This window comes from Protaetiibacter intestinalis, assembly GCF_003627075.1.
Classification (GTDB): Bacteria; Actinomycetota; Actinomycetes; order Actinomycetales; family Microbacteriaceae; genus Homoserinibacter; species Homoserinibacter intestinalis.
In genome coordinates this window covers 1,592,439-1,617,801 of record NZ_CP032630.1, presented here as the reverse complement: position 1 = coordinate 1,617,801, position 25,363 = coordinate 1,592,439, and the positions used below count along the sequence as shown (strand labels likewise).

The following is a 25,363-nucleotide window of genomic DNA, read 5'->3' as shown; positions in this document are numbered from 1 at the left end:
TTGCGGGGGATCACAGGGTCTTGATGAGGCCGCCGTCGATGAGGAAGTCGGCGCCGGTGACGTTGCCGGCGCGGTCGCTCGCGAGCAGCAGGGCGAGATCCGCGACCTCGGAGGGCTGGGTGAAGCGGCCCGTCGAGAAGCCGCCCTGGCTCGCGACCACCCGGTCGCGCGCGGTGTCGACGTCGACGCCCATGGCGCGGGCGGCGGTCGCGGCGACGCCCTGCTCGCCGAGCCACAGCTCGGTCGCGACGGGGCCCGGGCTGATCGTGTTGACGCGGATGCCGCGGTCGCCGTACTCCTTCGACAGCGACTTCGAGAGGTTCCACACCGCGGCCTTCGCGGCCGAGTAGTCGACGACGGGCGGGTCGGGCAGGTAGGCGTTGACCGAGCCGATCGTGACGATGTTGCCGCCGCCGCGGTCGATCAGCCGCGGGATCGCCGCACGGGTCGTGCGCACCGCGGCGAGGAAGCTGAGGGTGAGGGTCTGCAGCCACTGCTCGTCGGTGATCGCGAGGAAGCCGTCGAAGCGCAGGCTCACGGCGCCGACGTTGTTGACGAGGATGTCGAGTCCGCCGAGCTCGTCGGAGCGGGCGACGAGGCGCTCGGGCCCGTCCGCGGTGGTGAGGTCGACCGGCTCGAAGACCACGGACCCCGCCGCGACCAGCTCCTCGAGCTCGGGCGTGATGCGGCGGGCCCCGGCGACGACCGTCACGCCCTCGTCGACGAGCCCCTGCACGATCGCGAGCCCGATGCCCTTGCTCGCGCCCGTCACGACGGCGGTCCTGCCACGCAATCCGAGGTCCATGGGCGCGACGCTAGGGGTGGGCGCGGGCGCCGCGCGTGGGCGGGTTGTGACTGGTAGCCGCGCTACCCCTCTGCGGCGAGCGCGGCGAGGGCCGCGGCCGTGGGGGTGCCCGGTTCGGCGTAGTAGAGGAAGATCGAGTGCTCGCCGGGCCCGATGAGGGGCAACCGGGCGAAGCGCAGCGCGAGCGTCCCCATCCGCGGATGCGTGATGCGGTGCACGCCGTCGCCCGCCCCGTGCACGTCGTTGCGCGGCCACACCTCGCGGAAGCGCGGGCTCTCGCGGGTGAGCTGTGCGATCAGTTGCTGGGTGCGCACGAGGTACGGCTGCGGCCCGGAGTTCGCGCGCAGCAGCGCGACCGAGCGGGCCGTGAGCCCCTCCCACTCCTCGCCGTAGAGCTCGCGCACCTCGGGGTCGAGCAGCAGCGCGGCGAGGCTGTTGGAGCCCTCGCGGTAGGCCGGGATGAGCGCCCGCATGAGCGCGTTCGTCGCGAGCACGTCGTTGTACCGGTCGTGCACGATCGCGGCGGTGAGCGGCCACCCGTCGATGAGCCAGCGGATGTGGCCGAGCTCGCGCCGCGGCGCCGTCTCGTGCTGCGGCAGGTGCACGAGCGAGGCGAGGTAGCTGCGCGCCGTCGCATCCAGCTGCAGCGCCCGCGACAGGGCCTCGAGCACCTGGTCGGTGGGGTGGATCTCGCGCCCCTGCTCGAGCTTCACGTAGTACTCGGTGCTGATCCCGGCGAGCATCGCCACCTCGGAGCGGCGCAGCCCCGCGACCCGGCGACGGGCTCCGCCATCCGGCAGCCCCGCATCCTCGGGTCGGATGAGCTCCCTGCGTGCCCGCAGGTACTCGCCGAGGGGCCGACCGGCCGTCATGGCGAGAGTGTAGTGCGGATGCGTGAGGGTACTAGACGCGCAGGGTCACCTCGGCGGCGTGGAGCTCGCCGCGGAGCAGGGCCGGCGTCAGCGGGAACCCTGAGATCCGTTCGGCGAGCGCGAACTCGCCGCGCGGGATCCACGAGTACTCGACGTCGACCTCCGGATCGATCGGCAGACCGTACTCGGTCACGCGGGCGCGAACCTCGTCGATCGGCTCCACCTCGACGTAGCCCGTGACCGCGTCGAAATCGAGCACGGGTGCGCCGTCGCGCCACCAGACGAACCGGGATGCCGCGTTGACGTTCCGATAGTGCGCCACGACGTCCCGCCCCGCGGAGAGCGGCGGAATCCTGGAGTCACTCACACCGACGAAGCCGTTGCCTTCCAACAACAGCACGCCCGCGTCGGACTCCACGAAGCCGACGAGCTGGACGTCACCGGCGGGCCCATCGTTCTCCCAGTACCTGCCCGCGGCCTGATCGAGCGCCGCGAACCCCGCGACCGTCCCGACGCTGGTGGCGTCCAGCGCAGCGAGCACGTCGTCGAGCGAGATCCGACTGATCGATGTGACGCAGTAGCCGAACTCCGGCACCCACGACCAGTCGTCGTCCTCAAGCCAGGCATAGTCATCGGGACTCACGGTCATCGCGCCACTGTAGCGATTGGAGAACCCGGATCGTGGTAGCTGAGGCGGGACTCGAACCCGCGACCTCACGATTATGAGTCGTGCGCTCTCACCAACTGAGCTACTCAGCCACGAGTTCGCCGGGGCAGGGGTGGAGCCCCGCTCCGACGAACAGAGCCCCGAGTCAGGATTGAACTGACGACCCCTTCCTTACCATGGAAGTGCTCTACCACTGAGCTATCGGGGCGGACGCGGACACGCCGCGGCACCGGAAGAGCCTAGCATCCCGGCGAGCGCGCACAGAACGCGGCCACCACCGCAACTCAGGACATCCCGCCGCTCCCGGCGCATCCACCCGCGAAGGCGGCGGATCTCCTGAGTTGCGGAATCGGGCGGGATCGCAACTCAGGATCGCGGGGCGATGGGGGACGGATGCGGGGCGTTTCGCGGGGTTCTTCCTGAGTTGCGGAATCGGTTCCTGAGTTGCGAGAACCCGCGGTCACCAGGCGGGGAGGGTCACGCCGGGGAGGCGCCACGCGAGGAAGGCGGGGCCGTCGACATGCACGAGGCCGGCGCCCCACACGGCCGCACCCTCGAGGGGCTCGGCGTCGTCGGGGAGCTCGCCCGCGAGGTCGACCTCGCCGGCCGAGCGGGCCGCGACCACCAGCACGCACTCCGAGGCGCCCTCGCGCACGAAGGCGACCGCCTCCTCCGAGACGTGCAGCCAGCGGATGCCGCCGCCGTTGAGCGCCGGATGCGAACGCTTGAGCGCGATGAGGCGCCGGTAGAGCGCGACCTCGTCGACGTACTCGCCCGCCGCATCCCACGGCATCGGGGTGCGCGCCTGCTCGCCGTCGGCCGCGGTCAGCCCGAACTCGTCGCCCGCCCACACCACGGGGATGCCGGGCATCGTCATCGCGAGGCCCACCGCGACCGGCACCACGCCCTCCCGCGCCGAGGTCGTGAAGCGGGGGGTGTCGTGGGTGTCGAGCGCGTTCATGGTGTGCAGCCGGGTGCGCCACGGGAACGCCGCCGCGAACTCGCGGTGCGCCGCGTAGAAGTCGAGGCCCGAATAGTCGGTGGTGCGCCCGAGCGTCATGCCGAGGCCGCCGCCCGCGGGCGAACCCGGCACCGAGAGCCAGTTCCAGAGCGGCCGGGTGAAGTTCGCGTAGGTCATCGCGCCGTGCCAGGCATCCCCCGTGAAGTCGCCGCCCGAGGCGTCGTTGGTCGACTCCCCCACGAGCAGCGTGTCGGGGTTCGCCTCGACCATGGTGCGGCGGATGGTGCGCCGCACCTCCTCGTTGAGGTCCTCCTCGCGGTAGCGGCCCGTCATGTTGGCGACGTCGATGCGCCAGCCGTCGAACGAGAACGGCGGCTTCAGGAACCGCGCCACCACCGAATCCGGCCCCTCGATGAAGCGGGCGCGCAGCTCGGGCGAGTTCCAGTTGAACTTCGGCAGGCTCCTGAAGCCGAGCCACGAGACGTAGTCGCTCTGCGCGCCGTCGAGCCACAGGTAGAAGCCCGACTCGAGGGCCCCCGGGTTCTCGAACGACGCCCGGAACCACTCGTGCGCGTCGCCCGAGTGGTTGGTGGTGAGGTCGCCGATCACCCGGATGCCGCGCTCGTGCGCCGCCTCGACGAGCCGCACGAGCGCCTCGTCGCCGCCGAGCAGCGGGTCGACGTGGTCGAAGGAGAGCGCGTCGTAGCGGTGGTTCGACCGCGCCGGGAAGACGGGCGTCAGATACAGCAACGTCACGCCGAGGTCGACGAGATGGTCGAGGTGCTCGCGCACCCCGTCGAGGTCGCCGCCGTAGAACTGCTCCCCCGTGCCCGGCCCCTGGTGGATGACGGGGTCGCCCCAGGATGCCGGCCACGCCCACGCGGGCGCCTCGCGATCATCCGCCGCCGCCGACCGCGCGAAGCGGTCGGGGAACACCTGGTACATGATCTGCTCGCGCCCCCACGCGGGCGGCGCGGCGAAGGTGACGAGCCGGAAGTCGTCGATGTCGCGCGTCTCGACGGTCGAGATGCCCTTCGAGGTGAGCCACCAGGTGTTCGCCTCGCGGTCTTCGAGCAGCCAGCGGTAGCCGTGCACCGGGTTCTCGACCACGACCTCCGCCTGCCACCACACGGCCTCCGGGGTCTCGTGCACGATGCGCGCGTCCGCGTACGAGGGCTCGCGGTCGGGGTTCGAACGCACCCGCACCACGCGCAGCGGCGCGAAGCCGCGCGGCACCCGCAGCCGCACCGACACCGCCTCGCCGAGCACCGGCTCCTGGGTGGAGACGTACAGCGGCGAGCCGTCGTGATGCGGCAGCCCCGCGGGGGATGCGGTCATGCGGGCACCCTACTCATCTCATGTGTCGGAGGGATTACTTCACCGCGCCGGCCGTGATGCCGCCCACGATGTAGCGCTGCAGGGCGAGGAACAGCGCGACCACCGGGATGGCCGCCATGATCGCGCCCGCCGAGAAGGCGCTCCAGTCGGCGTAGCGCGGGTTGGAGACGAGCTTCACGAGGCCCACCGCGAGGGTCTGGTTCTCGGGGTCGATGAGCAGCACGCTCGCGATGAGGTACTCCGAGAAGGAGGCGATCACCGACAGCAGCGCGACGACCGCGAGGATCGGCGCCACGAGTCGCAGGATGATGGTGAAGAAGATGCGCGCGTGGCCCGCGCCGTCGATCTTCGCCGCCTCGTCGATCTCCACCGGCACCGTGTTGAAGAAGCCGTACATGAGGTACGTGTTCACGCCGAGCGAGCCGCCGAGGTACACCATGATGAGGCCGATGTGGGTGTTGAGCCCGAACGCCGGGAACACGTCGCCGATCGCGCTCATCATGAGGAAGATGGCGACCGCGCCCAGCAGCTGCGGGAACATCTGGATGACGACGATCGTGATGAGGCCGAAGCGGCGCCCGGCGAACCGCATCCGCGAGAACGCGTAGGCGGCGAGCGCGCCCATGAGGGTCGAGGCGACCGCGGTGACGCCCGCGACGAGCAGCGTGTTGCCGAACCAGCGCAGGTACGGGTTCTGCGGGTCGGAGAGGATGCGCCAGAAGCTGTCGATGCCGATGCGCGAGAACAGCGCGTTCGATCCCGTGAGGGTGCCGTTGGGGTTGAGCGCGCTCGAGACCACGAACAGCAGCGGGAACACCGCGAACACCGAGACGGCGATCGCGACGACGTGCCGCCATCCGGTGTCGACGAACCAGCGTCCCGCGGTGCGGCGACGGTGCGGCGCCCGGCGGGCGGTGTTCCGCAGGTGGGTGAGGTCGGTGGTCGTCATCGCTGGATCTCCTCGAGGGCCTTGGTCCTGCTGAAGCTGATCACCGCGATGCCGGCGACGATGAGGAAGATGATGATCGAGAAGGCGGATGCCAGACCGTAGTCGCGGTTCTGGCCGGTGAACGCCACCTTGTAGACCATCGAGATGAGCAGGTCGGTGTGCCCGACCGGCAGGCTCGTCGTCGTGTCGCGCGGACCGCCGTTGTTCAGCAGGTACACGAGGTTGAAGTTGTTGAAGTTGAAGGCGAACGACGCGATCAGCACGGGCGCCGTCGTCGAGAGCAGCAGCGGCAGCTTGATCTGCCGGAACACGCCCCAGCCGCGCGCGCCGTCCATCGTGGCCGCCTCGGTGAGCTCCTCCGGGATCGCCTGCAGCGCACCCGTGCAGATGAGGAACATGTAGGGGAAGCCGAGCCACACGTTCACGAGGATCGCGCTCACCTTGGCGAGGTTCGGATCCGAGAGCCACGGGATCGAGGCGCCGCCGAACAGCACCTGGTTGATGAAGCCGAAGCTCTCGTTCATCATGCCGTTCCACACCAGGATCGACAGGAACGCGGGGAACGCGTACGGCAGGATCAGCAGCAGCCGGTAGTACTTGACCCCGCGCATCCGGGCGTTCTGGAAGGTGATCGCGAGCAGCAGCCCGAGCCCGAAGCACAGGGCCACGGAGGCGATCGCGAAGACGAAGGTCCAGATGGTCACGTAGACGAGCGGCCCGCGGATCGAGGACTCGGTGAAGGCGCGCACGAAGTTGTCGAAGCCGACCGTGATCTGCCAGCCGGGGCGCAGCTCCTCGCCGCTGTCGGCCACGAAGGCGCCCGTGCCGATGTCGGAGTAGACGACGCCCGTCTGGGTGTTGGTCATCGTGCCGGCGGATGCGTCGTACTCGAGGGTGGAGAGGTAGCGGTAGGCGTTGCTGCCGTCGGGGGTGCGCAGCGCCCCGTCGTTGGGGTCGTCCGAGTAGGGCACGGCGAGGGCCGTGATCTCGGCGGTGCGCGCGATGACGTCCTGGAAGGTGAGGCTCGTCCAGCCGGGGGCGGCGACCGCGCGGCCGCCGTCGAACTCGGCATCCGGCACGCGGCTGAGCGGCTCGTCGGCGGTGCCGACGAAGGCGTCGCCCTCCGGGTCGGTGACGAGCAGGCCGAGCTCGCCGAAGCGGTCGACGACCGTCACGGGGTAGCTGGGCGAGTCCTCGACGCGCTGGAGGGAGGAGGCGAGCAGCGAGTTCACGGCCTGGTCGCGCGTGCCGTTGTGGCCCGTGCCGTAGTTGGTGAAGCCGACGTAGCCCGTGTACAGCAGCACGAACACCTGGAAGACGGCGAGGAAGATGAGGCCGGGCGTGAGGTACTTGGCCGGCAGGAACCGGCGCGAGAGGTAGATCCAGTTCACGAGGGCGCTGACGGCGACCACGACGATCGCGACGACCCAGTTGTCCTGGAGCACCAGCATGAACACGGCGTAGAGCGAGATCGCGTCGACGATGCCGAGCAGCACGATCTTCACGAGCAGCGACCGGACGGTGCCGGGGCTGGGCGGGGCGACCGCGCGCGCGGGGCGCGACGCGGTGGAGGTCTGAGCCATCTGGTTCACGTCTCTTGTTCGCAGGGGTGGATGGTGAGGGATGCGGGGCGCGTCCACCCCTGCGGCGGCGCGCCCCGCATCCGTTCTCTGTGCGGGCCGGCTCAGCCGATCGCGGCGGCGACGTCGGCGGCGAGCTTCTCCCACGTGGCGTGCGGGTCCTCGCCGTTGATGATGGCGGCCTGGGCGACACCCCAGTACTGCCACACCGAGCCCATCGCGGGGATCGCCGGCATCGCGACGGCGTCCGCACCGACGGCGGAGAAGCCGGCGATGATCGGGTCGCTCGAGGCGGTCTCGGCGGCGGCGCTCAGGGCCGGGAGGATGTTGCCCGACTTGTAGAGCTCGAGCTGAACGTCCTCGGAGCCGAGGTAGTTCACGAGGAAGTCGGTCGCGGCGACCTTGTTCTCCGACTCGGCCGAGAGGAAGAAGCCCTTGACGCCGGCGAACGGCTGGGCGGCCTCACCTGTGGGGCTCGGGATCGGGTCGACGGCCACGTTGATGCCCGCGTCGACGGCCGAGCCGACGTTCCACGGTCCGGTCAGCCAGAAGGCGGCCGTGCCGTCGAGGAAGGCCTGCTTGGCGATCGCGCCGTCGATGTCGGTGTTGAAGACGCCGGTGCCGTTCTTGCCCTGGCCCGAGAGCCAGTCGGCGAACGCGAAGCCGCCCTCGTTGCCGAGCTGCAGGTCGCTCGGGTCGTAGGAGCCCGAGGCGTCGGTGCCGAAGACGGGGGCGCCGAACGCGGTCTGGAACGGGTAGAGGTGGTACGGGTTGCCCTCGGCACCCTGCTCGACGACGAACGGCTGGGTGAGGCCGGCGGCCTGACCCTTGGCGATCATGTCGTCGAAGCTCGTGGCGGCCTCGGGGACGAGGTCGGCGTTGCGCAGCAGGGCGATGTTCTCGACCGCGTAGGGCAGCATGTAGACGGTGCCGTCGTAGGTGGCGGCCTGGATGGCCACGTCGAGGTAGTCGGCGGCGGAGTCGCCGAGCTCGAGCGGCGCCACGACGCCGTTGGTGGTCAGCTCGCCGAGCCAGTCGTGCGCGCCCATGGTGATGTCGGGGCCCTCGCCGGTCGGGACCTGCTGGATGAAGTCGTCCTTGATGGTGGCGTTGTCCTTCGAGACGAGCTCGACCTCGACGCCGGTCTTGTCGGTGTACGCCTCGGCCGCGCCCTTGAGCGCGTCGACGCGCTCCGCGTCGACCCAGACGGTGAGCTTCCCGCCGGCGGGCGCGTCCCCACCGTCGTCCGTGGCGGCCTGGCAGCCGGTCAGCACGAATGCGGAGGCGATGGCGATCGACCCGAGTCCCAGGATGCCTCGCTTGGTCACCTTCATTGGTGTTCCTTTCCCTGTGTGCGGATGCGGGCCGCCGGGGTGGAGGCCGTTCTCCGGAAACGCTCGGTGCAAGCGTTTGCAATCGGCATTGCACCCCACGATCCGCAAGATGTCAAGTCGATCTCGCAGGCGAGACGCGATCGTTGTGCGAAGTTGACACCAATGTTGCAAGCGTTTACAAATAGGAAACACATTGGGACCATCCGCCGCCGACACGTCGGCGTAACAGGGGCTCGCTAGCATCGGGAACCCGAGGATGCTCCCCGACCGAAGGATCCAAGCCCGTGACTCAGGCCCACGATCGCGCGATGCGGCGCGACGACTGGTGGCGTACCGCCGTCATCTACCAGGTGTACCCCCGCTCCTTCGCGGACGGCGACGGCGACGGCGTCGGCGACCTGCCCGGCATCACGCACCGCCTCCCGGCGCTCGCCGAGCTCGGGGTCGACGCGATCTGGCTCTCGCCGTTCTTCACCTCGCCGCAGGCCGACGCCGGTTACGACGTGGCCGACTACTGCGACGTCGACCCGCTGTTCGGCACCCTCGCCGACTTCGACACGCTGCTCGAGACCGCCCACGGCCTCGGCCTGCGGGTCATCATCGACCTCGTCCCCAACCACTCCTCGAGCGCGCACGCCTGGTTCCAGGCGGCCCTCGCCTCCGCCCCCAGCTCCCCCGAGCGGGCCCGCTACATCTTCCGCGACGGCACCGGCAAGCTCGGCGAGCTGCCGCCCAACAACTGGGAGTCGGTGTTCGGCGGCCACGCCTGGACGCGCGTGCACGAGGCCGACGGCACACCGGGCCAGTGGTACCTGCACCTCTTCGACACCTCGCAGCCCGACTTCGACTGGACGAACCCCGAGGTGCGCGAGTACTTCCGCGGCGTGCTGCGGTTCTGGCTCAGCCGCGGCGTCGACGGCTTCCGGGTGGATGTCGCGCACGGTCTCGCGAAGGCCGAGGGGCTGCCCGACTACACCCCGCCCGCCGACTCCGGCAGCATGGGCGGCGACGAGGCGGATGTGCCGTACTGGGCACAGGACGGCGTGCACGAGATCTACCGCGACTGGCACGGGGTGCTCGCCGAGTACGGCCCCGACCGCATCCTGGCCGGCGAGGCCTGGGTCGAGCCGATCGAGAAGCTCGCCCGCTGGGTGCGCCCCGACGAGATGCACCAGACGTTCAACTTCCGCTACCTCGAGACGCCGTGGCAGGCCGAGCCGCTGCGCGCCGTCGTCGACGACTCGCTCGCCGCGTTCGGTTCCGTCGGCGCCCCGAGCACCTGGGTGCTCTCCAACCACGACGTCATCCGGCACGCCACCCGCCTCGGCCTCACCCCGCCGCCCCCGCAGGGCCAGGGGCTCGGACCGCGCTCGGAGTCGCATCCGGATGAGGTGGTGGGCCTGCGCCGGGCGCGCGCCGCGACCGCGTTCATGCTCGCGCTGCCCGGCTCGTCGTACCTGTACCAGGGCGAGGAGCTGGGGCTGCCCGAGGTCATCGACCTGCCCGACGCCGCCCGCCAGGACCCGAGCTTCTTCCGCACCGGCGGCGAGACCTACGGGCGCGACGGATGCCGCGTGCCGCTGCCCTGGGAGGCGGACGCGCCGAGCGTCGGCTTCGGTCCGGGCGAGGCGAGCTGGCTGCCGCAGCCCGACGGGTGGGGCGACTACGCCCGCGATATCCAGCAGGGCGTGCCGGACTCGACCCTCGAGCTCTACCGCGGCCTGCTCGCGCTGCGTCGCGAGCACGGGCTCGGGGCTGGCGAGGTGGAGTGGCTGCCCTCGGCGGCGGCCGACGTGCTCGCCTTCCGCAACGGCGCCGTCACCGTCGTCGCCAACACGGGAGCCGGCACCACGGAGCTGCCCGCCGGCACCGTGATCGCCGCGAGCGGCCCGGTCGCGGGCGACCGCATCCCGGGCGACACGACGGTGTGGCTCACGGACTGAGCCCGCAGCTCAGCTCGCGTTGGCCTTGAGCCAGACGAGGGGGTCGACGTATTCGCCGTCGACCTTGATCTCGAGATGCAGGTGCGCGCCGGTCGCCTGACCGGTCGCGCCCACCAGCCCGAGGAAGTCGCCCACCTTGACGGTGTCGCCGAGCTGGATGGGCGAGGAGTCCCACTGCATGTGCGCGTAGCTCGAGGTGACGACGTGCCCGTTGATGTGGTGCTCGATCGTGAGGTTGTTGCCCCAGCTGGCGCCGTGCGGCTCGCGGCGGATGACGACGCCGTCGGCGATCGCGTAGATGGGGGCGCCGGCGCCGGGCGTGAGGTCGATCGCGTTGTGCACGGTCGAGCAGCCGCGGCAGGGGGCCACCCGCTCGCCGAAACCGGACGAGATGGGCACGGTGTAGGGGAACGGCCAGCGCACCGGTCCTGTCCAGCCCGACATCGAGTAGCTGTAGTTGCGCGTGCCGTACTGCTCGCGCAGCACCTCCGCCCACGACTTCACCGAGAAGCCGTCGCGGGCCTCCACGTCGACCGCCTCCTCGGCATCCACCTCGAGCACCTGGCCGGGCACGGTGCTCGCGACGGCGAGCTGTGCGGGGTCGTCGATGTCGGATGCCGCGAACACCTCGAGCGCGTTGGTGGGGAGCGTCGTGCCGACGATGAAGGCGCCCGCGAACAGCAGCGCGGTGGCCGACATCAGGCGGCGGCCGAGGGTGCGGCGCGGGGCGGGCCGTGCGGGGCGCGAGGGCGCGGGCGCGGGCACGGGCACGTGCGCGGGCGCGACGACGTGCTCCGCCGCCGCGCGCTCGCGTTCGCGGAGCTCGCGTCGGGTGGTCGCCGGGGGGAGCGAGTGGTCGGTCCCCGTCACGATCTCGGAAGCCGGATGCGGGGTTCGCCGAAGGGCGCGACACGGATCACTGCGCTCTCCTTCGGACTGCCCCGTCGGACGGGTTCGGGTCGGCAGCCGGCGGACGATGCCGACCTCGGGAATCCTTCGATGTTACCCAAGCGATACCGAACCGGCCACTCCCGAGATCGGGTCACACCCCCAGCTCGACGAGCAGCGCCTCGAGCGGCCCCACGACGTCCGGATGCCCCGTGATGAGGAACTCGCGGCTCGGGCGGTCGACGCCGAGCCCCTTCACGACGGCCCCCGCCTCCGCGGCGACGAGCGCGCCCGCCGCGTGGTCCCACGGGTTGAGGGTGCGCTCGTAGAAGGCGTTGAGCCGGCCGGCGGCCACGTAGGCCAGGTCGAGGGATGCCGTGCCGTTGCGGCGGATGTCGCGCACGAGCGGCAGCAGCCGCGCCGCCACGGCGCCCTGCACCCCGCGCATGGTGGCGTCGTAGGCGAAGCCGGTGGCGACGAGCGCCTGCTCGAGGGGCACGGCATCCGCGATCCGGATGGCGGTGCCGCCGAGGTGCGCGCCGCCGCCGCGGGCGGCCGTGTACAGCTCGCCGTTCGCGGGGTTGAACACGGCGCCCGCGAGCGCCTGCCAGACGAGCGGGTCGGCGTCGCCCTCGACGACGGCCACCGAGACGGCGTAGTGCGGGATGCCGTAGAGGTAGTTGACGGTGCCGTCGATCGGGTCGACGACCCAGGTGACCCCGCTCGTGCCGCCGGACGCGCCGCCCTCCTCGCCGAGGATCGCATCCTGCGGCCGGGCCTCGGCGATGCGACGGCGGATGAGCTCCTCGACCTCGCTGTCGGCGGCCGTGACGACGTCGACGATGCTCGACTTCGTCGCCGCCACCTCGACGCCCTCACGCCGTCGTCGCGCCGCCAGCTCCCCCGCCTCGACGGCGATCGAACGGGTGAGGTCCAGCAGCTCGGTGCTCATGCCCCCAGCCTGGCACGCGCCTCAGAGCGCCGCCGCCATCGCGCGGCCCGCGCTGCGGCCCGAGAAGATGCAGCCGCCGAGGAAGGTGCCCTCGAGCGCCCGGTAGCCGTGCATCCCACCGCCGCCGAAGCCGCTCGCCTCACCCGCCGCGTAGAGGCCGGGGAGCGGCACGCCGGATGCCGTGAGCACCCGCGCGGCGAGGTCGGTCTCGAGGCCGCCAAGGCTCTTGCGCGTGATGATGTGCAGCTTGACGGCGATGAGCGGGCCGGACTTCGGGTCGGCGAGCGGTCGCGGCGACGCCACCCGCAGCAGCCGGTCACCGCGGTAGCGGCGGGTCTGCCGGATGGCGTTCAGCTGCGCGTCCTTGCCGAACTCGTTGACCATCGCGAGGTCGCGCGCCTCGATCTCGGCGCGCACCCGGCCGATGTCGAGCAGCTCGGGCGAGGCCCGCTGCATCGCGGCGAGCAGCTCCGTCACCGTGTCGGCGACGATGAAGTCGGCGCCGCGCTCTTTGAACGCCTCGACCGGCCCCGGGGCCCCCGGGCCGATGCGGCGCAGCAGGAGGCGGAGATCCTTGTCGGTGAAGTCCGGGTTCTGCTCGCTGCCGGAGAGCGCGACCTCCTTCTCGAGGATCTTCTGGTTCATGACGAACCAGCTGTGCGCGTACCCGGTGCCGAGGATGTGCTCGAGGGTGGCGAGCGTGTCGAACCCCGGGAACAGCGGGGTCGGCAGTCGGTTGCCGCGCGCGTCGAGCCACAGTGCCGAGGGTCCGGGCAGGATCCGGATGCCGTGCAGCGGCCATACCGGGCTGTGGTTGCGGATGCCTTCGACGTAGTGCCACATCCGGTCGCCGTTGACGAGCCGGCCGCCCGCCTCGGCGGCGATCCCCAGCATCCGCCCGTCGACGTGGGCGGGCACGCCGGAGAGCATCGAGACGGGCGCGCGCCCGAGGCGCGCGGGCCACTGGGCGCGCACGAGCTCGTGGGCGCCGCCGATGCCGCCGCTCGCGACGAGCACCGCACCGGCGCGCGCGGCGAAGTCGCCCACCGCCTCGCGCCCGCTGGGCGCCCCGCGCTCGGCGGCGTCGGCGGCGAGGATCGCCCCGCTCACCCCGACGACGGTCCCCGCCTCGACGTCGATCCGGTCGACCCGGTGGCGGAAGGCGACACGCACGCGTCCGCTCGCGATGCCTTCGCGCACACGGCGCACGAAGGGTTCGAGCACGCCGGGGCCGGTGCCCCAGGTGATGTGGAAGCGCGGCACCGAGTTGCCGTGGCTCGAGGCGCGGTCGCCCCCGCGCTCGGCCCACCCGACGACGGGGAAGAAGCGCACGCCGCGCTCGCGCAGCCAGGCGCGCTTCTCCTGCGCCGCGAACTCGAGGTAGGCCTCGGCCCAGCGGCTCGGCCAGCGGTCCTCGGGTCGGTGGAAGCCGGCCGAGCCGAACCAGTCCTGCCGGGCCAGTTCGAGGGAGTCGCGCACGCCCATCCGACGCTGCTCGGGCGAGTCGACGAGGAAGATGCCGCCGAACGACCACCACGCCTGCCCGCCGAAGCTCGCCTCGGGCTCCTGTTCGAGCACGAGCACCGTCTTGCCCGCGTCGAGGAGCTCGCAGCTCGCGACGAGTCCGGCGAGTCCGGCCCCGACGACGATCGCGTCGGCGGCGAGGGCGCCCGCCGGGTCGCTCATGATGCGGATGCCGCGGGGATCGCCTCCGGCACCTCGATCGCGGCGAGCAGCACGTGCTGCTGGCCGGAGTGCATGTCGCGGTCGGCGAAGGAGCCCTGCGTGACCGGCCGCGGGAAGGAGATCTTGATCGCCCGCAGGGCGGGCATCGGGAACACCCGCACGGCGTCGGCGCTCGTACGGTAGAGCCGGGCGACGACGGCGGGGTCGACGACGTCGGAGGCGAGCACGCGCTCATAGCTCTGCTCGTCGGGGAGGAAGACGTCGAGCGTGAGCCAGAACGGTCCGGCGTTCTTGGCGCGGACGAGGTCGGCGACCTCGTCGAGGGTCTGTCTAGCCACGGGCGTGGACCTCCTCGTACTCGGTGCGGAACAGCTCGCCCTCGTCGTCGACGGCGATCGTGTGCTGCAGCACGAACTCGTAGCTGGCGCCTCGCTCGATCTCGGCGGGCGAGGTCGCGAAGGCGAAGCTCGGCAGGTGGGTCATGCCCTCGAGCGGCAGGTGCAGCATGAGCGGGTTGGCGACCTTCGCGATCGCGGTGGCCGTGGCCTGGTCGGCGGCGCGCGCACGGAACAGCACCCCGACCTCCCGCGGCGGCTCGCCGCCCGGCTCGAGCGCGCCGAGCACGGCGTTGTAGCCGTAGGCGCGCAGCTCGGCGTCGTACTCGCCGTCCTCGAGTCCGAGATGCGAGCGCACCCGCCGAGCGAGTTCGCCCGCGAAGCGCGCGAGCCAGGCGTCCATGTGGGCGAGCACGTGCGGGTCGCGGATGCCGACGAGCGACACGGTCTCGTAGCCGCCGACGGCCGCCCCCTCGAGCTTGATGGTCGCCTGCGCGGCGGGCTCGAAGACCGATCCTTCGACGCGCGTGACCCGCTCGTCGAGGGCGGTGTAGACGGCGGCGCTCGTGTCGAGGGTGCCGCCGGGCTCGCGCAGGCGATACGGGTCGGCGTTCTCGTAGAGCATGTGGGCGGCGACCGTCATGGGTGTCGCGGCCGCGGAGTCCGTGAGCGGGTGCACGGTGAAGCCGGCGTCGTCGATCTCGACGAGCACGCCGCCGCCGATCGGGTCGGTCGTGCACTGGCTGCCGCATTCGACGGTCTTCGCGGCGTGCCAGACGGGGCCGGGCGCGATGCCGCGGCCGAGCGCGATGCCGGCGACGGAGGCGGTGTCGGATGCGCGCCCGGTGAGCACGAGGTCGGCCCCGGCCGCGAGCGCCGCCGTGATGGGCTCGTGCCCCATGAGCCCCACGATGTGCGCGCAGGACTCGACGGTCGCCGCCTCGAGCGGACCCGCGGGCTCGAGCGCCTCGACGCGTCCCGCGGCGAGCGCCTCGAGCACCGTCGCCCGGCTCAGCTCGCTGTAGATGCGGGCGAGGGTGAAGTCGATCCCCTCCTCGGCGGCGATCTCGCGGGCGATGTCGGCGACCCACTCGACCCCGGAGTCGGTGCCCGAGGTGCCGCACGTCGTGACGACGACGGGGATGCCGGCCTGCCGTCCCGCGACGAGGATGGCGCGCAGGTCGCGCTTGAGCGAGCCGCGGGAGGTCTTCGCCACACCCGAGCCGAGGTAGTGCGGTCCGGAGTCGGTCGAGCCGCCGTCGACGGCGATCGCGTCGGCCCCGAGGGCGATGCCGTGCGCGAGGGTCTCCTCCGTGATGCCGCCGCCGAGCATGCCGATGGGGAAGATGATCCGGACGGACTGCGATGTCATGCGGGCGCTCCTTGCTTCCGCTTGAATCTATTTGCTATAGCAAATGGTGTCAAGCGGGTCGTCGGAACGCGGCCCCCGCGTGCCGGTACCGTGGACGCGTGTCGAAGCGAAGGGGGGCGAGGTGAGCCTCGAGAACGCACTCCCCCAGGTCGCGCGCAGCGGCTCGCTCGCCGAGCAGGTCTACCGCGCGCTGCGGGAGAGCATCGCCGACGGCCGACTCCCCGCCGGCAGCCGCGTGACCGAGCGCCAGCTCGCGACCGCACTCGACGTGAGCCCCACCCCGGTGCGGGAGGCGCTCAGCAAGCTCGAGCACGAGGGGCTCGTCGAGCGCAGCGACTCGCGGCGCCTGCGCATCGCCGACCACCCCGCCGAGACGCTCCACGAGCTCATGGAGGTCGAGGTCATGCTCCGCGGCGCCGAGGCCCGCTTCGCCGCGCGCAAGATCACCGACGAGGCTCTCGAGCGGATGCGTCGCATCCTCGACGAGCTCGTCGCCTCGCGGGAGTCGCTGACGCTCGCCCAGCAGTTCGAGATGGCGCAGCGCTTCGACGCGGAGATCGCGCGGGCGGCCGCGAACCCGGCGCTCCGCAGCCTCATCGAGAGCTACGCCATCTACGCGAGCGACTACCGTCTGAGCCTCGCCGCCGAGGACGCGAAGAACCCGGACTGGGTCGCCTCGCGCATCGCCGACCACCGAGAGATCCTCGCGGCGCTCGCCGCGCGCGACGAGGACGCCGTCGAACGCACGATGCGTCGGCACGCGCGCTCGTCGATCCGCACGCTGTAGCGCGGCTCAGCCGCCGTAGCCGCGCACCTTCTTGTAGCCGTCGAGGGTGAAGTCGGGCCCGTCGATGTAGTCGAGGTCGCGCCGCTCGGAGGCCTGGATGGCGGCGACCGCGTCGCGGAGCTCGGGCAGGCTCTCCCACGGCACGGTGACGACCCCGTTCGCGTCGCCGTGCAGGATGTCGCCCGTGCGCACGAGCTGCCCGTCGAGGAAGACGGGGTCGCCGACCTTCGAGAGCTCGAAGTTGGCGTGCGAGACGACCGGATACCGCATGAAGTAGTGGAAGCCGCGCGCCCGCACCTCGGGCAGGTCGCGCAACGCCCCGTCGGTGACGATGCCGACGGCGCCGAGTCGGCTGGCGAGGGTGACCATGATCTCGCCCGCGTAGGCGAGCCGGGTGGGCGTGCCGCTGGCATCCTTCATGACGATGACGACAGGACCCTCGGCGCGCTCGAGCGCCTCCCAGAGCTGCCAGTAGCCCTCCTGCCGCGCGGGGCGTCCGACGGCGTTGTCGACGGTCACGGTGAGCGCGACGCCGACCATGGTGCCGAGCTCGGGGAAGGCGCATCCGATCGAGCCGCCCAGGTAGCCGTCGCTGCGGTCGCGCAGTTGGAGCCGCTCGAGGGCGTTGGCGATCGTGGGGCTGTCGACCCCGCGGAGGTAGTCGAGGTCGGGCGCGGAGAGCGCGGGCGATCCGGTCATCGGGACACTCCTTCGTGTAGCGGGACGCATTTACTATTTGCAATATCAAATGCTAGCATCTGGCCCCATCATCGAAACGGTGATGCCCATCCCGCTGACAATGGAGTCGACGTGACCACTGCGCATGACATCCGCACTCCCCGGAGGCGCTTCCAGCTGCGCCTCGCCCTCATCGTCGCGCTCGGCGTGTTCGCGCAGGAGACGGTCTGGAACTTCCACGACTCGCAGACGCCCGTCACCCTCGCGGGCTACACCACGAGCGTCGCCCTCATCGGCCTCATCATGGGTCTCGACAACATCATCGGCATCTTCGTGCAGCCGCTCATGGGGTTCTTCAGCGACCGCACCCGCAGCCGCCTCGGGAGGCGCACCCCGTACATCCTCGTCGGGGTGCCGGTCGCCGCCCTGCTGTTCGTGCTCATCCCGCTCGTGCCGAGCTTCCCGATCCTCATCGTCGTCATCGTGCTGTTCTCGCTGACGGCCAACTCCTTCAAGCCCATCGCCGAGGCCCTGCTCGCCGACCAGCAGCCGCCCGAGCACCGCAGCAAGGCGAACGCGATCGGGCGTTTCGCCTCCGGGCTCACCATCATCGTGTCGGCGCTGCTGAGCCTCTTCGTGGTCGACCGGAGCGTCGAGCTCGCCTACGTGATCTCGGCCGGCGTCATGGTGGTGTGCTTCGTGATCCTCGCGCTCACGCTGCGCGAGTCGCGCACCGTCGCCTACCGCGCGGTGCTCGACGAGGATGCCGCCCAGGGTCGCGAGACCACCGGCTTCTTCGCGGTCTTCCGCGACATCTTCACCGACCGCGACCGCAGCCGGCTGTTCATGATCCTCGCGATCGTCGTCACCTGGGGGGCCTGGGCCGCGGTGCGTGCGCTGCTCACCCTGTACGGCGTCGAGCAGCTCGGGCTGACGCGCGGCGAGGCGGGAGGCCTCACCCTGCCCGCGAGCGTCGCGTTCCTGCTCGTGATCATCCCCGTCGCGATCGTCTCGGACCGCTTCGGCCGGCGGCGGGTCATGCGCATCGGCATCGTCGTGTTCGCCCTCGGCGCGCTCGTCGCCTTCCTCTTCAACGACTCGCTCACCGCGACCCTCGTCGGCATCCTCATCGCCGCCGCCGGGTTCGCCGGGTTCGCCGCCAACGCCGCGGTCATGCTGTGGAACCTCGCCCCCTCGCAACGGCTCATCGGCGTCTACACCGGCATCTTCGCCGTGGCGCAGGCGGTGGGCTCCTCGGCGGGGCCGGCGGCGCTCGGCGGCCTCGTCGACCTCACCGACTGGCACTACCTCATGCTGTTCCTCGTCGTGATGTCGCTGCTCGGGCTGCTCATCACCTTCGGGGTGCGGCGCGAGTACGCCCCCGGTCAGCTCGTCGAGGAGTCGAAGGCCGCCGACGCCGAGCCGGTCGAGTGACCTCCGTCGTCCTCCCGAGCGAGGCGATGCGGACGCGCCTCGCCCCGCAGCTCGGCGACACGGCGGCGACGGTGTGGACGCTCGGCACGGATGCGCCGTTCCCCGGGCCCGCAGACCTGCTCGTGCTGCCGTACATGATCCCCGCGGCCGAGCTGGGGCGGCTGAACGGGCTCCCCGTCGCGCTCGTCCAGAGCCAGACCCTCGGCTACGACGGCGTCGCCGAGCACCTCCCGGCGGGCATCACGTACTGCAACGCGCTCGAGGTGCACGAGAGCTCGACCGCCGAGCTGGCGCTCGCGCTGACGCTCGCGGCGCTGCGCGGCATCCCCGCGGCGGTGCGCGACGCCGCGGAGGGGCGCTGGGCGCACCGACGTCGGCCCGGGCTCGCCGGCAAGCGCGTCGTGCTCGTCGGGGTCGGCGGGGTGGGCGCCGAGATCTCGCGGCGACTCGAGCCGTTCGGGGTGGAGCTCGTGCGGGTCGCGCGCACGGCCCGCGCCGATGTGCACGGGATCGACGAACTGCCCGCGCTGCTGCCGGATGCCGACGTGGCGATCGTCGCGGTGCCGCTCACGGCCGAGACCCGGCACCTCGTCGACGCCCGGCTGCTCGCCGCCCTTCCCGACGGCGCCCTCCTCGTCAACGTCTCCCGGGGCGAGATCGTCGACACCGACGCCCTCCTCGGCGAACTCACCCGTGGCCGCATCGTCGCGGCCCTCGACGTCACCGACCCCGAGCCGCTGCCCCCCGGGCATCCGCTGTGGACGGCGCCCGGCGTCCTCATCACTCCGCACCTCGGCGGCGACACCGACGCCATGGACGCCCGCATCGACCGCGTCGTGCTCGAGCAGCTGCGGCGGCTGCGCGCGGGCGAGCCGCCGCTTAACCTGGTCTTCGATGCGGATCGCGCCGACGCCTGACGCCCGGACGGGAACGCCCTCCGGCGGGCGGCTCCGCGTGCTCGTCGCACCCGACAGCTTCAAGGGCAGCATCCGCGCCGCCGGCGCCGCCGAGGCGATCGCCGAGGGTTGGTCGAGCGTGCGCCCGCACGACGAGCTGGTGCGGATGCCGATGGCCGACGGCGGCGAGGGCACCCTCGATGCGGTCGCGGCACGCGTGCCCGGCGCCCGCCGCATCCCGGTGCGCGTCGAGGGTCCCGTGGGGGCGCCGCTCGAGTCGAGCTGGCTGCTGCTGCCCGCCACGGCGGAGGCGCCCGCGTGCGGGTTCGTCGAGCTCGCCGCCACCTCCGGGCTCGAGCGCGTCGAGGGGCCGCTGCGGGCACTCGACGCCGGCACCGTCGGCTTCGGCGAGGCGATCGCCGCCGCGCTCGACCACGGCGCCGAGCGGCTGCTGCTCGCGCTCGGCGGCAGCGCGTCGTCGGATGGCGGGGCCGGGGCGCTGCAGGCCCTCGGCGCCCGGCTGCTCGACGCCGCGGGCCGCCCGATCCCGCGCGGCGCCCGCGGCCTCGAGACGCTCGCCGGGGTCGACCTCGCGGGCCTGCGCCCGCCGCCGCCCGGCGGGGTGCTCGTGCTGAGCGACGTCGACTCGCCGCTGCTCGGACCGCACGGCGCCGCCCGCGTCTTCGCCCCGCAGAAGGGCGCGACCCCCGACGAGGTGCAGCGCATCGAGGCGGCCCTCGCGCGCTGGGCGCGGCTCACCGGCATCGACCCCGCGGTGCCGGGCTCGGGCGCGGCGGGCGGCACCGCATCCGCCCTGCTCGCCTGGGGTGCGCGGCTCGAGCGCGGCGCCGAGTACATCGCCGACGTGGGGGGCTCGACGAGGCGCTGCGGGATGCCGCGCTCGTCATCACGGGCGAGGGCAGCTACGACGCGCAGTCCGCCGCGGGCAAGGCGCCCGCCCTCGTGCTCGCCCGGGCGCGCGCCGCCGGGGTCCCGGCCGCGATCGTCGCCGGCCGCGTCGACGCCGAACCGCCCGGCACCCCCGCGATCTCGCTCAGCGCCCTCGCCGGCGGCACCGACGCCGCGATCGCCGACCCGTCCCGGTGGCTGCGCCGCGCGGGCGCCGAACTCGCGACGCGCCTCTCCCCCGCCGACTGAGCGACCGACGAGAAGAGCCCCGCCGAAGCGGGGCTCACAGTCGTGGCGAGTGAGGGAATCGAAGCTCAGCCGTTCATCTCGCGGTGCACTGGAACAGTGCCCCTTAACGTGGTGTAGTTCGCGGTGGCCGGCGCGCGAGTGACGGATCCAACATTCCCGCACGTCGCACCCCACGACCTTCGCCACACGGCCGCGAGTCTGGCGATCTCGGCCGGCGCCACCCCAAAGGCGGTACAGCGCATGATGGGACAGGCCTCGGCCGCGATGACGCTCGACGTCTACGCAGAACTGTTCGAGGACGACCTCGATGCAGTGTCGGAGCGGCTCTACGCGCTGAGGGGCCGGGTGGTGCGGGCTTGACCGCTACGATGCCCGGTACTCAGAGGTCTCGAGCCACTAGTGGACCGTGACGTTCATCGCTCGACATGCGGCACGGAGATACGGGTCATTCGCTTCGATGGATCCGAACGATTTGGGTTCCACGCGGACTCCTTCAAAGATTGCCCATGCTTCATGGCTGCCGAACCGAGAGGCGTATCGAATACCCGAGTAGAGCGCCTCATCGTTGGAGTCAACCGCGGTGTAGATGTGGGAGGCGATGGCCCGAGTGAGGATCCGGTTGGGACCCCGGACGACGGACTGGTCCAGCAGCTCGATCTCGAGCGCGTGAAGCGTTTCCGCCATTGCTTCGGTGAGATAGGAGAGCGTCTCGTCTGCTTCAAGATCAATGAATGGAAGGTCGTCTTCCAGCGCAAAGGCAAGCAGGCGGCGACGAGCTCTCCAGTCAGCCGGCAGGTTGCCGGCGTTCATGTAGTGCTCGTCTTTGAGGGGCCCGTAGAGATGGCTCGAGGCCGACGGACGCGCAAAGGCGATGGTTTCCTTGTACGCCCCTACCTGTTCTGTCGACGCATACATGACCCCTGCCCCGAGCACGTCGAAGCGATTGCCAACATCGGGCAACTCGGCGGCGATCGGGTCGAGATGCGAGAAATGGATGGGGCCCTCGGACTTGCCTACCCGGTAAAGAAGGCTCGGTGCGGTCACGACCGCAGGTGCGAGAGCCTCAGGCATCCGCGAAGGATCGCGCCGCGGCAACCACGGCCCTTGCGCGACCCTCAACAAGCAGTTCGATGGGAGCACGGTCCCCCAGCGCGGGGTTCATCCCCAGGAACCAAGCTCGAACTGTGTGGTCACTATCGTTCTCGGCAAGGATCTCGTAGATCTGAAAGGTGTCCCGGAGGATCCGCTCCGCGTTCATTCCAACGCTGAGGTTCTTCTGGGCGAGCCAGCGCTCGACCGTGCGGACGTCTTTGGCCACGATGGCCGCCACAGCCTGCTTGCCAAGCGCCTTAGTCAGAGTCCTCAGGACGTCACCGATCTCGTTGCCGATGGAACGTCCGTGCGCCGTAGTGCGAGTAGGAGTTGAGAGGGTATTTGCCTTCGCCATGATGATCTTCTTGTGCTAGTTGTCAGTGCGTCTGTAATTGAGCGGTTCGCTGAGTATAGAAGATTCTTGCCGTGAGATCGTTCGTAAGTTTGTCGCTGTTATGTCGGTTTTTCTGTTCAGTCTATGTCGCTTGACTGGGTTCGTCACCCCCTAATCGGGGGTCACGAAGATCTGCTGGTTGGTGGCGACGCACGCCAGACTCGTCGCCAGGAGGAACGCGATGGAGCCCGAACCGTTGTCCGTCGATGACGAGTTCGCCTATGCGCAAGAACACACCGGGCCTAAGTGGAGAGCTCGTCAGTTCCTCCCCGGGAAAGAGAGCGCACTCGCCGACGCCCCGCCAACGACAGCCCAACAGGTGCTTGAGTCGTGGCCTGCCGGGCTGCTCTTCCGCGAAGAGGACAAGGGCGCTCCAGGGCTCCGCCGACCGCAGGCCGGCGCCGTCCATTCTCTGCACGGCTATTGGACCACCGATCCACGTCACCCAGCGACGGTCGTCATGCCGACCGGCACCGGCAAGACCGACACCATGGTCGCGGCCATGCTCTCGGCGCGCATCGAAAAGCTACTGGTTCTCGTCCCATCCGACGCTCTTCGCGACCAGCTCGCAACGAAGTTCGAACGACTTGGAGTGTTGCGCCAGTTGGGCCTTGTTGATCCAGGGCTACTGATGCCCGTGGTAGGTCGCCTCAGCGGCGCGTTGACGGGCCCAGAAGACGCGGATCGCTTCGCCGACTGCTGCAACGTGGTGATTTCGACACCTAATGCACTTGCCTACACCGAGAAGAGCGTCCGATCGCGCTTTCTCGAACGGTTCACCCACCTCTTCATCGACGAGGCACACCATGTGGCCGCTGAGACATGGCGGCAAGTACGTGATTCCTTTGCACCGCGCCCAGTGATTCAGTTCACAGCAACTCCGCATCGAACCGACGGACAGCACCTCGGGGGCAGCATGATCTATGCCTTCCCATTGAGGGAAGCGCAGAAGCAGGGGTACTTCTCGACCATCCGCTATCGCTCAGTGCTCGACCTGCTCGAGCCTGACCAGGCGATCGCCGTTGCGGCGATCGAACAGCTGCGGGCGGACCATGCAGACGGGTTGGATCACCTGGTCATGGCTCGAGCAAAGTCGATCCGGCGCGCCGAGGAGGTGCAGTCAATCTACGCGCAACGGGCTCCCGAATACGCCCCCGTGCTCGCCCACTCACAGCTCGGAAAGCGTCGACTTGCGGATGCACTCGATGCCCTCAAGGAGCGCAAGTCACGGATTCTGGTGTGTGTCGACATGTTCGGCGAGGGCTTCGACCTCCCGCAACTCAAGATCGCGGCGCTTCACGACCAGCATCGAAGCCTCGGGATAACACTGCAGTTCATCGGGCGTTTTGCGCGCAACGGCACCGAGAACGTTGGCCAGGCGACCGTTGTCGCGGCTCGCAGCGAGGTCCGACAAGATGAAGCGCTCCGACGACTCTATGCCGAGGATGCGGACTGGAACCTCCTCGTCGAGGACCTCAGTAACCAAGCCGTGGAAGACCGCGCGGAGCTCGACGAGTTCACGAAGGCGTTCAGCAGCCTCCCCGACGAGGTCTCGATCCATTCGCTGACGCCAGCGATGAGCACTGTCGTCTATCACGTGGGCGCACTCACCTGGCGTCCCGAGCGGGTACTCGACGTGTTCGGCGAGGACGATCTTCTCACCTATCCCGTACCGACCAGCCAACGCGATCACGTCCTCTGGTTTGTGACTCGCAAGAGCGTAACTCCACGATGGGGCGACGTGTCGGGCGTGGATGCTCTCGAACATCACCTCTACGTCGTGTACTGGGATTCCGAACGCGGGCTCCTCTACATCAACAGTTCCGACAACGATTCCGTCCACGAGGACCTGGCACGAGCGATCTCAGGAGATGCAGAAGCACATCCTCTGCGCGGGGAGGACGTCTACCGCGTCTTCGATCAGGTTCAGCGCCTTACGCCCAACAACATAGGGCTACTCGACGCGCGCAGTCGGAGCCGTCGGTACACCAGCTACGTGGGAAGCGATGTGACGGAAGCCTTCCCCGCGGCCGAAGCCCAGACAAAGAGCCAGACACATATCGCAGGGACCGGATTCCTCGAGGGAAAGCCGTTCTCGATCGCCGGTTCATTGAAAGGCCGGGTGTGGAGTCATCGGACAGCTTCCGATATCCGGGAGTGGGTGAAATGGTGCGACGTCGTGGGGCCGAAGATCGTCGACGAATCGATCGACGTCGATCACATCCTCGCCGGCTTCATTCGTCCCGTGGCTTTGACCAACTGGCCGGCGCTCCGACCGCTCGCGGTTGAGGTCCCGCATCGCCTGTCGGAGATCCTCGAGGACGCCGGAGTGGAGTTCAGCGGGTCGACTGTCGACTTCTCCGAAGTTGACCTTGTGCTCGGCGACGAGATCTCATTGTCCGAGCGACGCATCTACGTGTCTTGCGACGCATGGCGAGCGAACTACTCACTCCGCATCACCGATGCCGGCCTGTCGTTCCAACCTGAGCGAGGCGATCAAGAGGTGAGCGTGCATCGCACACGGGCATCTACACCGCTCTCTGAACTTGTTCGGCCCTACGGTTTGCGGGTGCTGCTCGAGAGAGACGCGATCATCGAACCGCCGGGCCTTCTTTTGCAGCCGAATCGCGTGCTTCCGGCTTTCCCCCTCGATCGCCTGACGGCGATGGATTGGGTGGACGTGGACATCCGAAAGGAATCCTGGGGCTCAGACCGCAACCCGGCAACCGTTCAAGGCAGGATGGTTGCTCAGCTGCTAGAGGCAGATTGGGACATCGTGGTCGACGATGACGGCCCGGGCGAGATCGCGGACATCGTGGCTGTTCGAGAGGTCGACGATGCCCTCGTTGTCCGCCTGGTTCACTGCAAGTTTTCGAGCGCGGACACACCGGGCGCTCGGCTCGATGATCTCTATGAGCTTGCTGGGCAAGGACAGCGATCGGCTGGGTGGCGTCGGAACGTCGGGCACATGGTGGCTCAGCTGATCCGCCGCGAACGAAACCGAGCCAAACGCGGTCGGAGCGGCCTCATCCACGGCACGATCGAGGACCTCGTCCGGCTAAGCGAACGTGCGGCCTACCTTCGCCCTCGCCTCACCATCGTCTTGGCGCAGCCCGGCCTCAGCAAGACCGCGGCGAGCCCAAATGTCCTCGAGCTGCTTTCGAGCGTCGATCTCTATGTGGCTGAGACGGCCCTATCCGAGCTCGAGGTCTACTGCTCCAGCTAGATGGCGACAAATCCTC

Annotated in this window: 20 protein-coding genes, 2 tRNA genes and 2 pseudogenes; 7 read left to right on the top strand and 17 right to left on the bottom strand. The window is 70.1% G+C overall.

The annotated features are described in order from the left end of the window. Positions 1 to 10: 10 nt before the first annotated feature. From D7I47_RS07640 to D7I47_RS07600, 9 genes are all read right to left on the bottom strand, one after another. Complete coding sequence (locus D7I47_RS07640; RefSeq protein ID WP_120762482.1) at positions 11 to 805, bottom strand: oxidoreductase; 795 nt, start codon at positions 803 to 805, stop codon at positions 11 to 13. Between the two features lie 62 nt (positions 806 to 867). Beyond that, the gene (locus D7I47_RS07635) at positions 868 to 1,677 is read right to left on the bottom strand and encodes a helix-turn-helix domain-containing protein (protein ID WP_120762481.1); all 810 of its coding nucleotides are present in this window, start codon (positions 1,675 to 1,677) and stop codon (positions 868 to 870) included. Positions 1,678 to 1,708: 31 nt separating this feature from the next. Further along, positions 1,709 to 2,326, bottom strand: coding sequence for a DUF6461 domain-containing protein (locus D7I47_RS07630; RefSeq protein WP_120762480.1), 618 nt, complete (start codon positions 2,324 to 2,326; stop codon positions 1,709 to 1,711). A gap of 33 nt (positions 2,327 to 2,359) precedes the next feature. Beyond that, positions 2,360 to 2,436: transfer RNA gene (locus tag D7I47_RS07625), tRNA-Met, on the bottom strand. A 44-nt stretch (positions 2,437 to 2,480) separates the two neighbouring features. Continuing rightward, a tRNA-Thr gene (locus D7I47_RS07620) sits at positions 2,481 to 2,552 on the bottom strand. Positions 2,553 to 2,804: 252 nt separating this feature from the next. Next, positions 2,805 to 4,643, bottom strand: coding sequence for a glycoside hydrolase family 13 protein (locus D7I47_RS07615; RefSeq protein WP_120762479.1), 1,839 nt, complete (start codon positions 4,641 to 4,643; stop codon positions 2,805 to 2,807). A 34-nt stretch (positions 4,644 to 4,677) separates the two neighbouring features. Beyond that, positions 4,678 to 5,592, bottom strand: coding sequence for a sugar ABC transporter permease (locus tag D7I47_RS07610; protein WP_120762478.1), 915 nt, complete (start codon positions 5,590 to 5,592; stop codon positions 4,678 to 4,680). Next, the gene (locus tag D7I47_RS07605) at positions 5,589 to 7,175 is read right to left on the bottom strand and encodes an ABC transporter permease subunit (RefSeq protein WP_120762477.1); all 1,587 of its coding nucleotides are present in this window, start codon (positions 7,173 to 7,175) and stop codon (positions 5,589 to 5,591) included. Before D7I47_RS07605 ends, D7I47_RS07610 begins: the two co-directional genes overlap by 4 nt. Before the next feature lie 101 nt (positions 7,176 to 7,276). Beyond that, positions 7,277 to 8,506 carry a sugar ABC transporter substrate-binding protein gene (locus D7I47_RS07600; protein WP_120762476.1) on the bottom strand — a complete coding sequence of 410 codons (1,230 nt, stop codon included), beginning with the start codon at positions 8,504 to 8,506 and terminating at the stop codon, positions 7,277 to 7,279. A gap of 308 nt (positions 8,507 to 8,814) precedes the next feature. On the opposite strand from D7I47_RS07600, the gene D7I47_RS07595 reads away from it, so the two are divergent. After that, positions 8,815 to 10,449, top strand: coding sequence for a glycoside hydrolase family 13 protein (locus tag D7I47_RS07595; RefSeq protein WP_120762475.1), 1,635 nt, complete (start codon positions 8,815 to 8,817; stop codon positions 10,447 to 10,449). A gap of 9 nt (positions 10,450 to 10,458) precedes the next feature. Here the strand turns inward: D7I47_RS07595 and D7I47_RS07590 are convergent, their stop codons facing one another. The 5 genes from D7I47_RS07590 to D7I47_RS07570 form a co-directional block, all read right to left on the bottom strand. Beyond that, on the bottom strand, positions 10,459 to 11,319 hold the full coding sequence (locus tag D7I47_RS07590) for a M23 family metallopeptidase (protein WP_120762474.1): 861 nt from the start codon (positions 11,317 to 11,319) through the stop codon (positions 10,459 to 10,461). Positions 11,320 to 11,491: 172 nt separating this feature from the next. Then, positions 11,492 to 12,289, bottom strand: coding sequence for an inositol monophosphatase family protein (locus D7I47_RS07585; protein ID WP_120762473.1), 798 nt, complete (start codon positions 12,287 to 12,289; stop codon positions 11,492 to 11,494). Positions 12,290 to 12,310: 21 nt separating this feature from the next. Then, positions 12,311 to 13,975: an FAD-binding dehydrogenase gene (locus tag D7I47_RS07580; protein WP_120762472.1), complete on the bottom strand. Its 1,665-nt coding sequence runs from the start codon at positions 13,973 to 13,975 to the stop codon at positions 12,311 to 12,313. Next, positions 13,972 to 14,313, bottom strand: a complete 342-nt coding sequence (locus D7I47_RS07575; protein WP_120762471.1) for a DUF4387 domain-containing protein — start codon at positions 14,311 to 14,313, stop codon at positions 13,972 to 13,974. The genes D7I47_RS07580 and D7I47_RS07575 overlap by 4 nt, the downstream gene beginning before the upstream one ends. Continuing rightward, the gene (locus D7I47_RS07570; protein WP_120762470.1) at positions 14,306 to 15,682 is read right to left on the bottom strand and encodes an acyclic terpene utilization AtuA family protein; all 1,377 of its coding nucleotides are present in this window, start codon (positions 15,680 to 15,682) and stop codon (positions 14,306 to 14,308) included. The genes D7I47_RS07575 and D7I47_RS07570 overlap by 8 nt, the downstream gene beginning before the upstream one ends. Before the next feature lie 121 nt (positions 15,683 to 15,803). Here D7I47_RS07570 and D7I47_RS07565 point away from each other — a divergent pair, with 121 nt between their 5' ends. Beyond that, positions 15,804 to 16,469: a GntR family transcriptional regulator gene (locus D7I47_RS07565; protein ID WP_170154371.1), complete on the top strand. Its 666-nt coding sequence runs from the start codon at positions 15,804 to 15,806 to the stop codon at positions 16,467 to 16,469. A gap of 6 nt (positions 16,470 to 16,475) precedes the next feature. Here the strand turns inward: D7I47_RS07565 and D7I47_RS07560 are convergent, their stop codons facing one another. Continuing rightward, positions 16,476 to 17,168, bottom strand: a complete 693-nt coding sequence (locus tag D7I47_RS07560) for an RraA family protein (RefSeq protein ID WP_157981668.1) — start codon at positions 17,166 to 17,168, stop codon at positions 16,476 to 16,478. Between the two features lie 111 nt (positions 17,169 to 17,279). Between D7I47_RS07560 and D7I47_RS07555 the strand changes: the two genes are divergently transcribed. The 4 genes and pseudogenes from D7I47_RS07555 to D7I47_RS07540 all read left to right on the top strand — a co-directional run. Next, on the top strand, positions 17,280 to 18,581 hold the full coding sequence (locus D7I47_RS07555; RefSeq protein WP_227000518.1) for an MFS transporter: 1,302 nt from the start codon (positions 17,280 to 17,282) through the stop codon (positions 18,579 to 18,581). Then, positions 18,578 to 19,498 (top strand): NAD(P)-dependent oxidoreductase, encoded by a 921-nt coding sequence (locus tag D7I47_RS07550; RefSeq protein WP_227000517.1) that lies wholly within the window; start codon positions 18,578 to 18,580, stop codon positions 19,496 to 19,498. Before D7I47_RS07555 ends, D7I47_RS07550 begins: the two co-directional genes overlap by 4 nt. Beyond that, a pseudogene (locus D7I47_RS07545) lies at positions 19,476 to 20,635 on the top strand (glycerate kinase). Before D7I47_RS07550 ends, D7I47_RS07545 begins: the two are co-directional and overlap by 23 nt. A 144-nt stretch (positions 20,636 to 20,779) precedes the next feature. Further along, a pseudogene (locus D7I47_RS07540) lies at positions 20,780 to 20,995 on the top strand (tyrosine-type recombinase/integrase); the annotation flags it as partial. A 36-nt stretch (positions 20,996 to 21,031) separates the two neighbouring features. Here the strand turns inward: D7I47_RS07540 and D7I47_RS07535 are convergent. Together D7I47_RS07535 and D7I47_RS07530 are read right to left on the bottom strand one after the other, a co-directional pair. Further along, on the bottom strand, positions 21,032 to 21,706 hold the full coding sequence (locus tag D7I47_RS07535) for an RES domain-containing protein (protein ID WP_120762466.1): 675 nt from the start codon (positions 21,704 to 21,706) through the stop codon (positions 21,032 to 21,034). Beyond that, positions 21,699 to 22,082 (bottom strand): XRE family transcriptional regulator, encoded by a 384-nt coding sequence (locus tag D7I47_RS07530; protein WP_157981667.1) that lies wholly within the window; start codon positions 22,080 to 22,082, stop codon positions 21,699 to 21,701. Before D7I47_RS07530 ends, D7I47_RS07535 begins: the two co-directional genes overlap by 8 nt. 220 nt (positions 22,083 to 22,302) lie before the next feature. Between D7I47_RS07530 and D7I47_RS07525 the strand changes: the two genes are divergently transcribed. Continuing rightward, positions 22,303 to 25,347: a DEAD/DEAH box helicase gene (locus D7I47_RS07525; protein WP_120762464.1), complete on the top strand. Its 3,045-nt coding sequence runs from the start codon at positions 22,303 to 22,305 to the stop codon at positions 25,345 to 25,347. The last annotated feature ends 16 nt before the right edge of the window (positions 25,348 to 25,363 follow it).

Excerpts from the sequence above, each read along its gene's own strand:
- D7I47_RS07640 (WP_120762482.1), bottom strand. The coding sequence starts at position 805 with ATGGACCTCGGATTGCGTGGCAGGACCGCCGTCGTGACGGGCGCGAGC.
- D7I47_RS07635 (WP_120762481.1), bottom strand. The coding sequence starts at position 1,677 with ATGACGGCCGGTCGGCCCCTCGGCGAGTACCTGCGGGCACGCAGGGAG.
- D7I47_RS07630 (WP_120762480.1), bottom strand. The coding sequence starts at position 2,326 with ATGACCGTGAGTCCCGATGACTATGCCTGGCTTGAGGACGACGACTGG.
- D7I47_RS07615 (WP_120762479.1), bottom strand. The coding sequence starts at position 4,643 with ATGACCGCATCCCCCGCGGGGCTGCCGCATCACGACGGCTCGCCGCTG.
- D7I47_RS07610 (WP_120762478.1), bottom strand. The coding sequence starts at position 5,592 with ATGACGACCACCGACCTCACCCACCTGCGGAACACCGCCCGCCGGGCG.
- D7I47_RS07605 (WP_120762477.1), bottom strand. The coding sequence starts at position 7,175 with ATGGCTCAGACCTCCACCGCGTCGCGCCCCGCGCGCGCGGTCGCCCCG.
- D7I47_RS07600 (WP_120762476.1), bottom strand. The coding sequence starts at position 8,506 with ATGAAGGTGACCAAGCGAGGCATCCTGGGACTCGGGTCGATCGCCATC.
- D7I47_RS07595 (WP_120762475.1), top strand. The coding sequence starts at position 8,815 with ATGCGGCGCGACGACTGGTGGCGTACCGCCGTCATCTACCAGGTGTAC.
- D7I47_RS07585 (WP_120762473.1), bottom strand. The coding sequence starts at position 12,289 with ATGAGCACCGAGCTGCTGGACCTCACCCGTTCGATCGCCGTCGAGGCG.
- D7I47_RS07580 (WP_120762472.1), bottom strand. The coding sequence starts at position 13,975 with ATGAGCGACCCGGCGGGCGCCCTCGCCGCCGACGCGATCGTCGTCGGG.
- D7I47_RS07570 (WP_120762470.1), bottom strand. The coding sequence starts at position 15,682 with ATGACATCGCAGTCCGTCCGGATCATCTTCCCCATCGGCATGCTCGGC.
- D7I47_RS07560 (WP_157981668.1), bottom strand. The coding sequence starts at position 17,168 with ATGACCGGATCGCCCGCGCTCTCCGCGCCCGACCTCGACTACCTCCGC.
- D7I47_RS07535 (WP_120762466.1), bottom strand. The coding sequence starts at position 21,706 with ATGCCTGAGGCTCTCGCACCTGCGGTCGTGACCGCACCGAGCCTTCTT.
- D7I47_RS07530 (WP_157981667.1), bottom strand. The coding sequence starts at position 22,082 with ATGGCGAAGGCAAATACCCTCTCAACTCCTACTCGCACTACGGCGCAC.
- D7I47_RS07525 (WP_120762464.1), top strand. The coding sequence starts at position 22,303 with ATGGAGCCCGAACCGTTGTCCGTCGATGACGAGTTCGCCTATGCGCAA.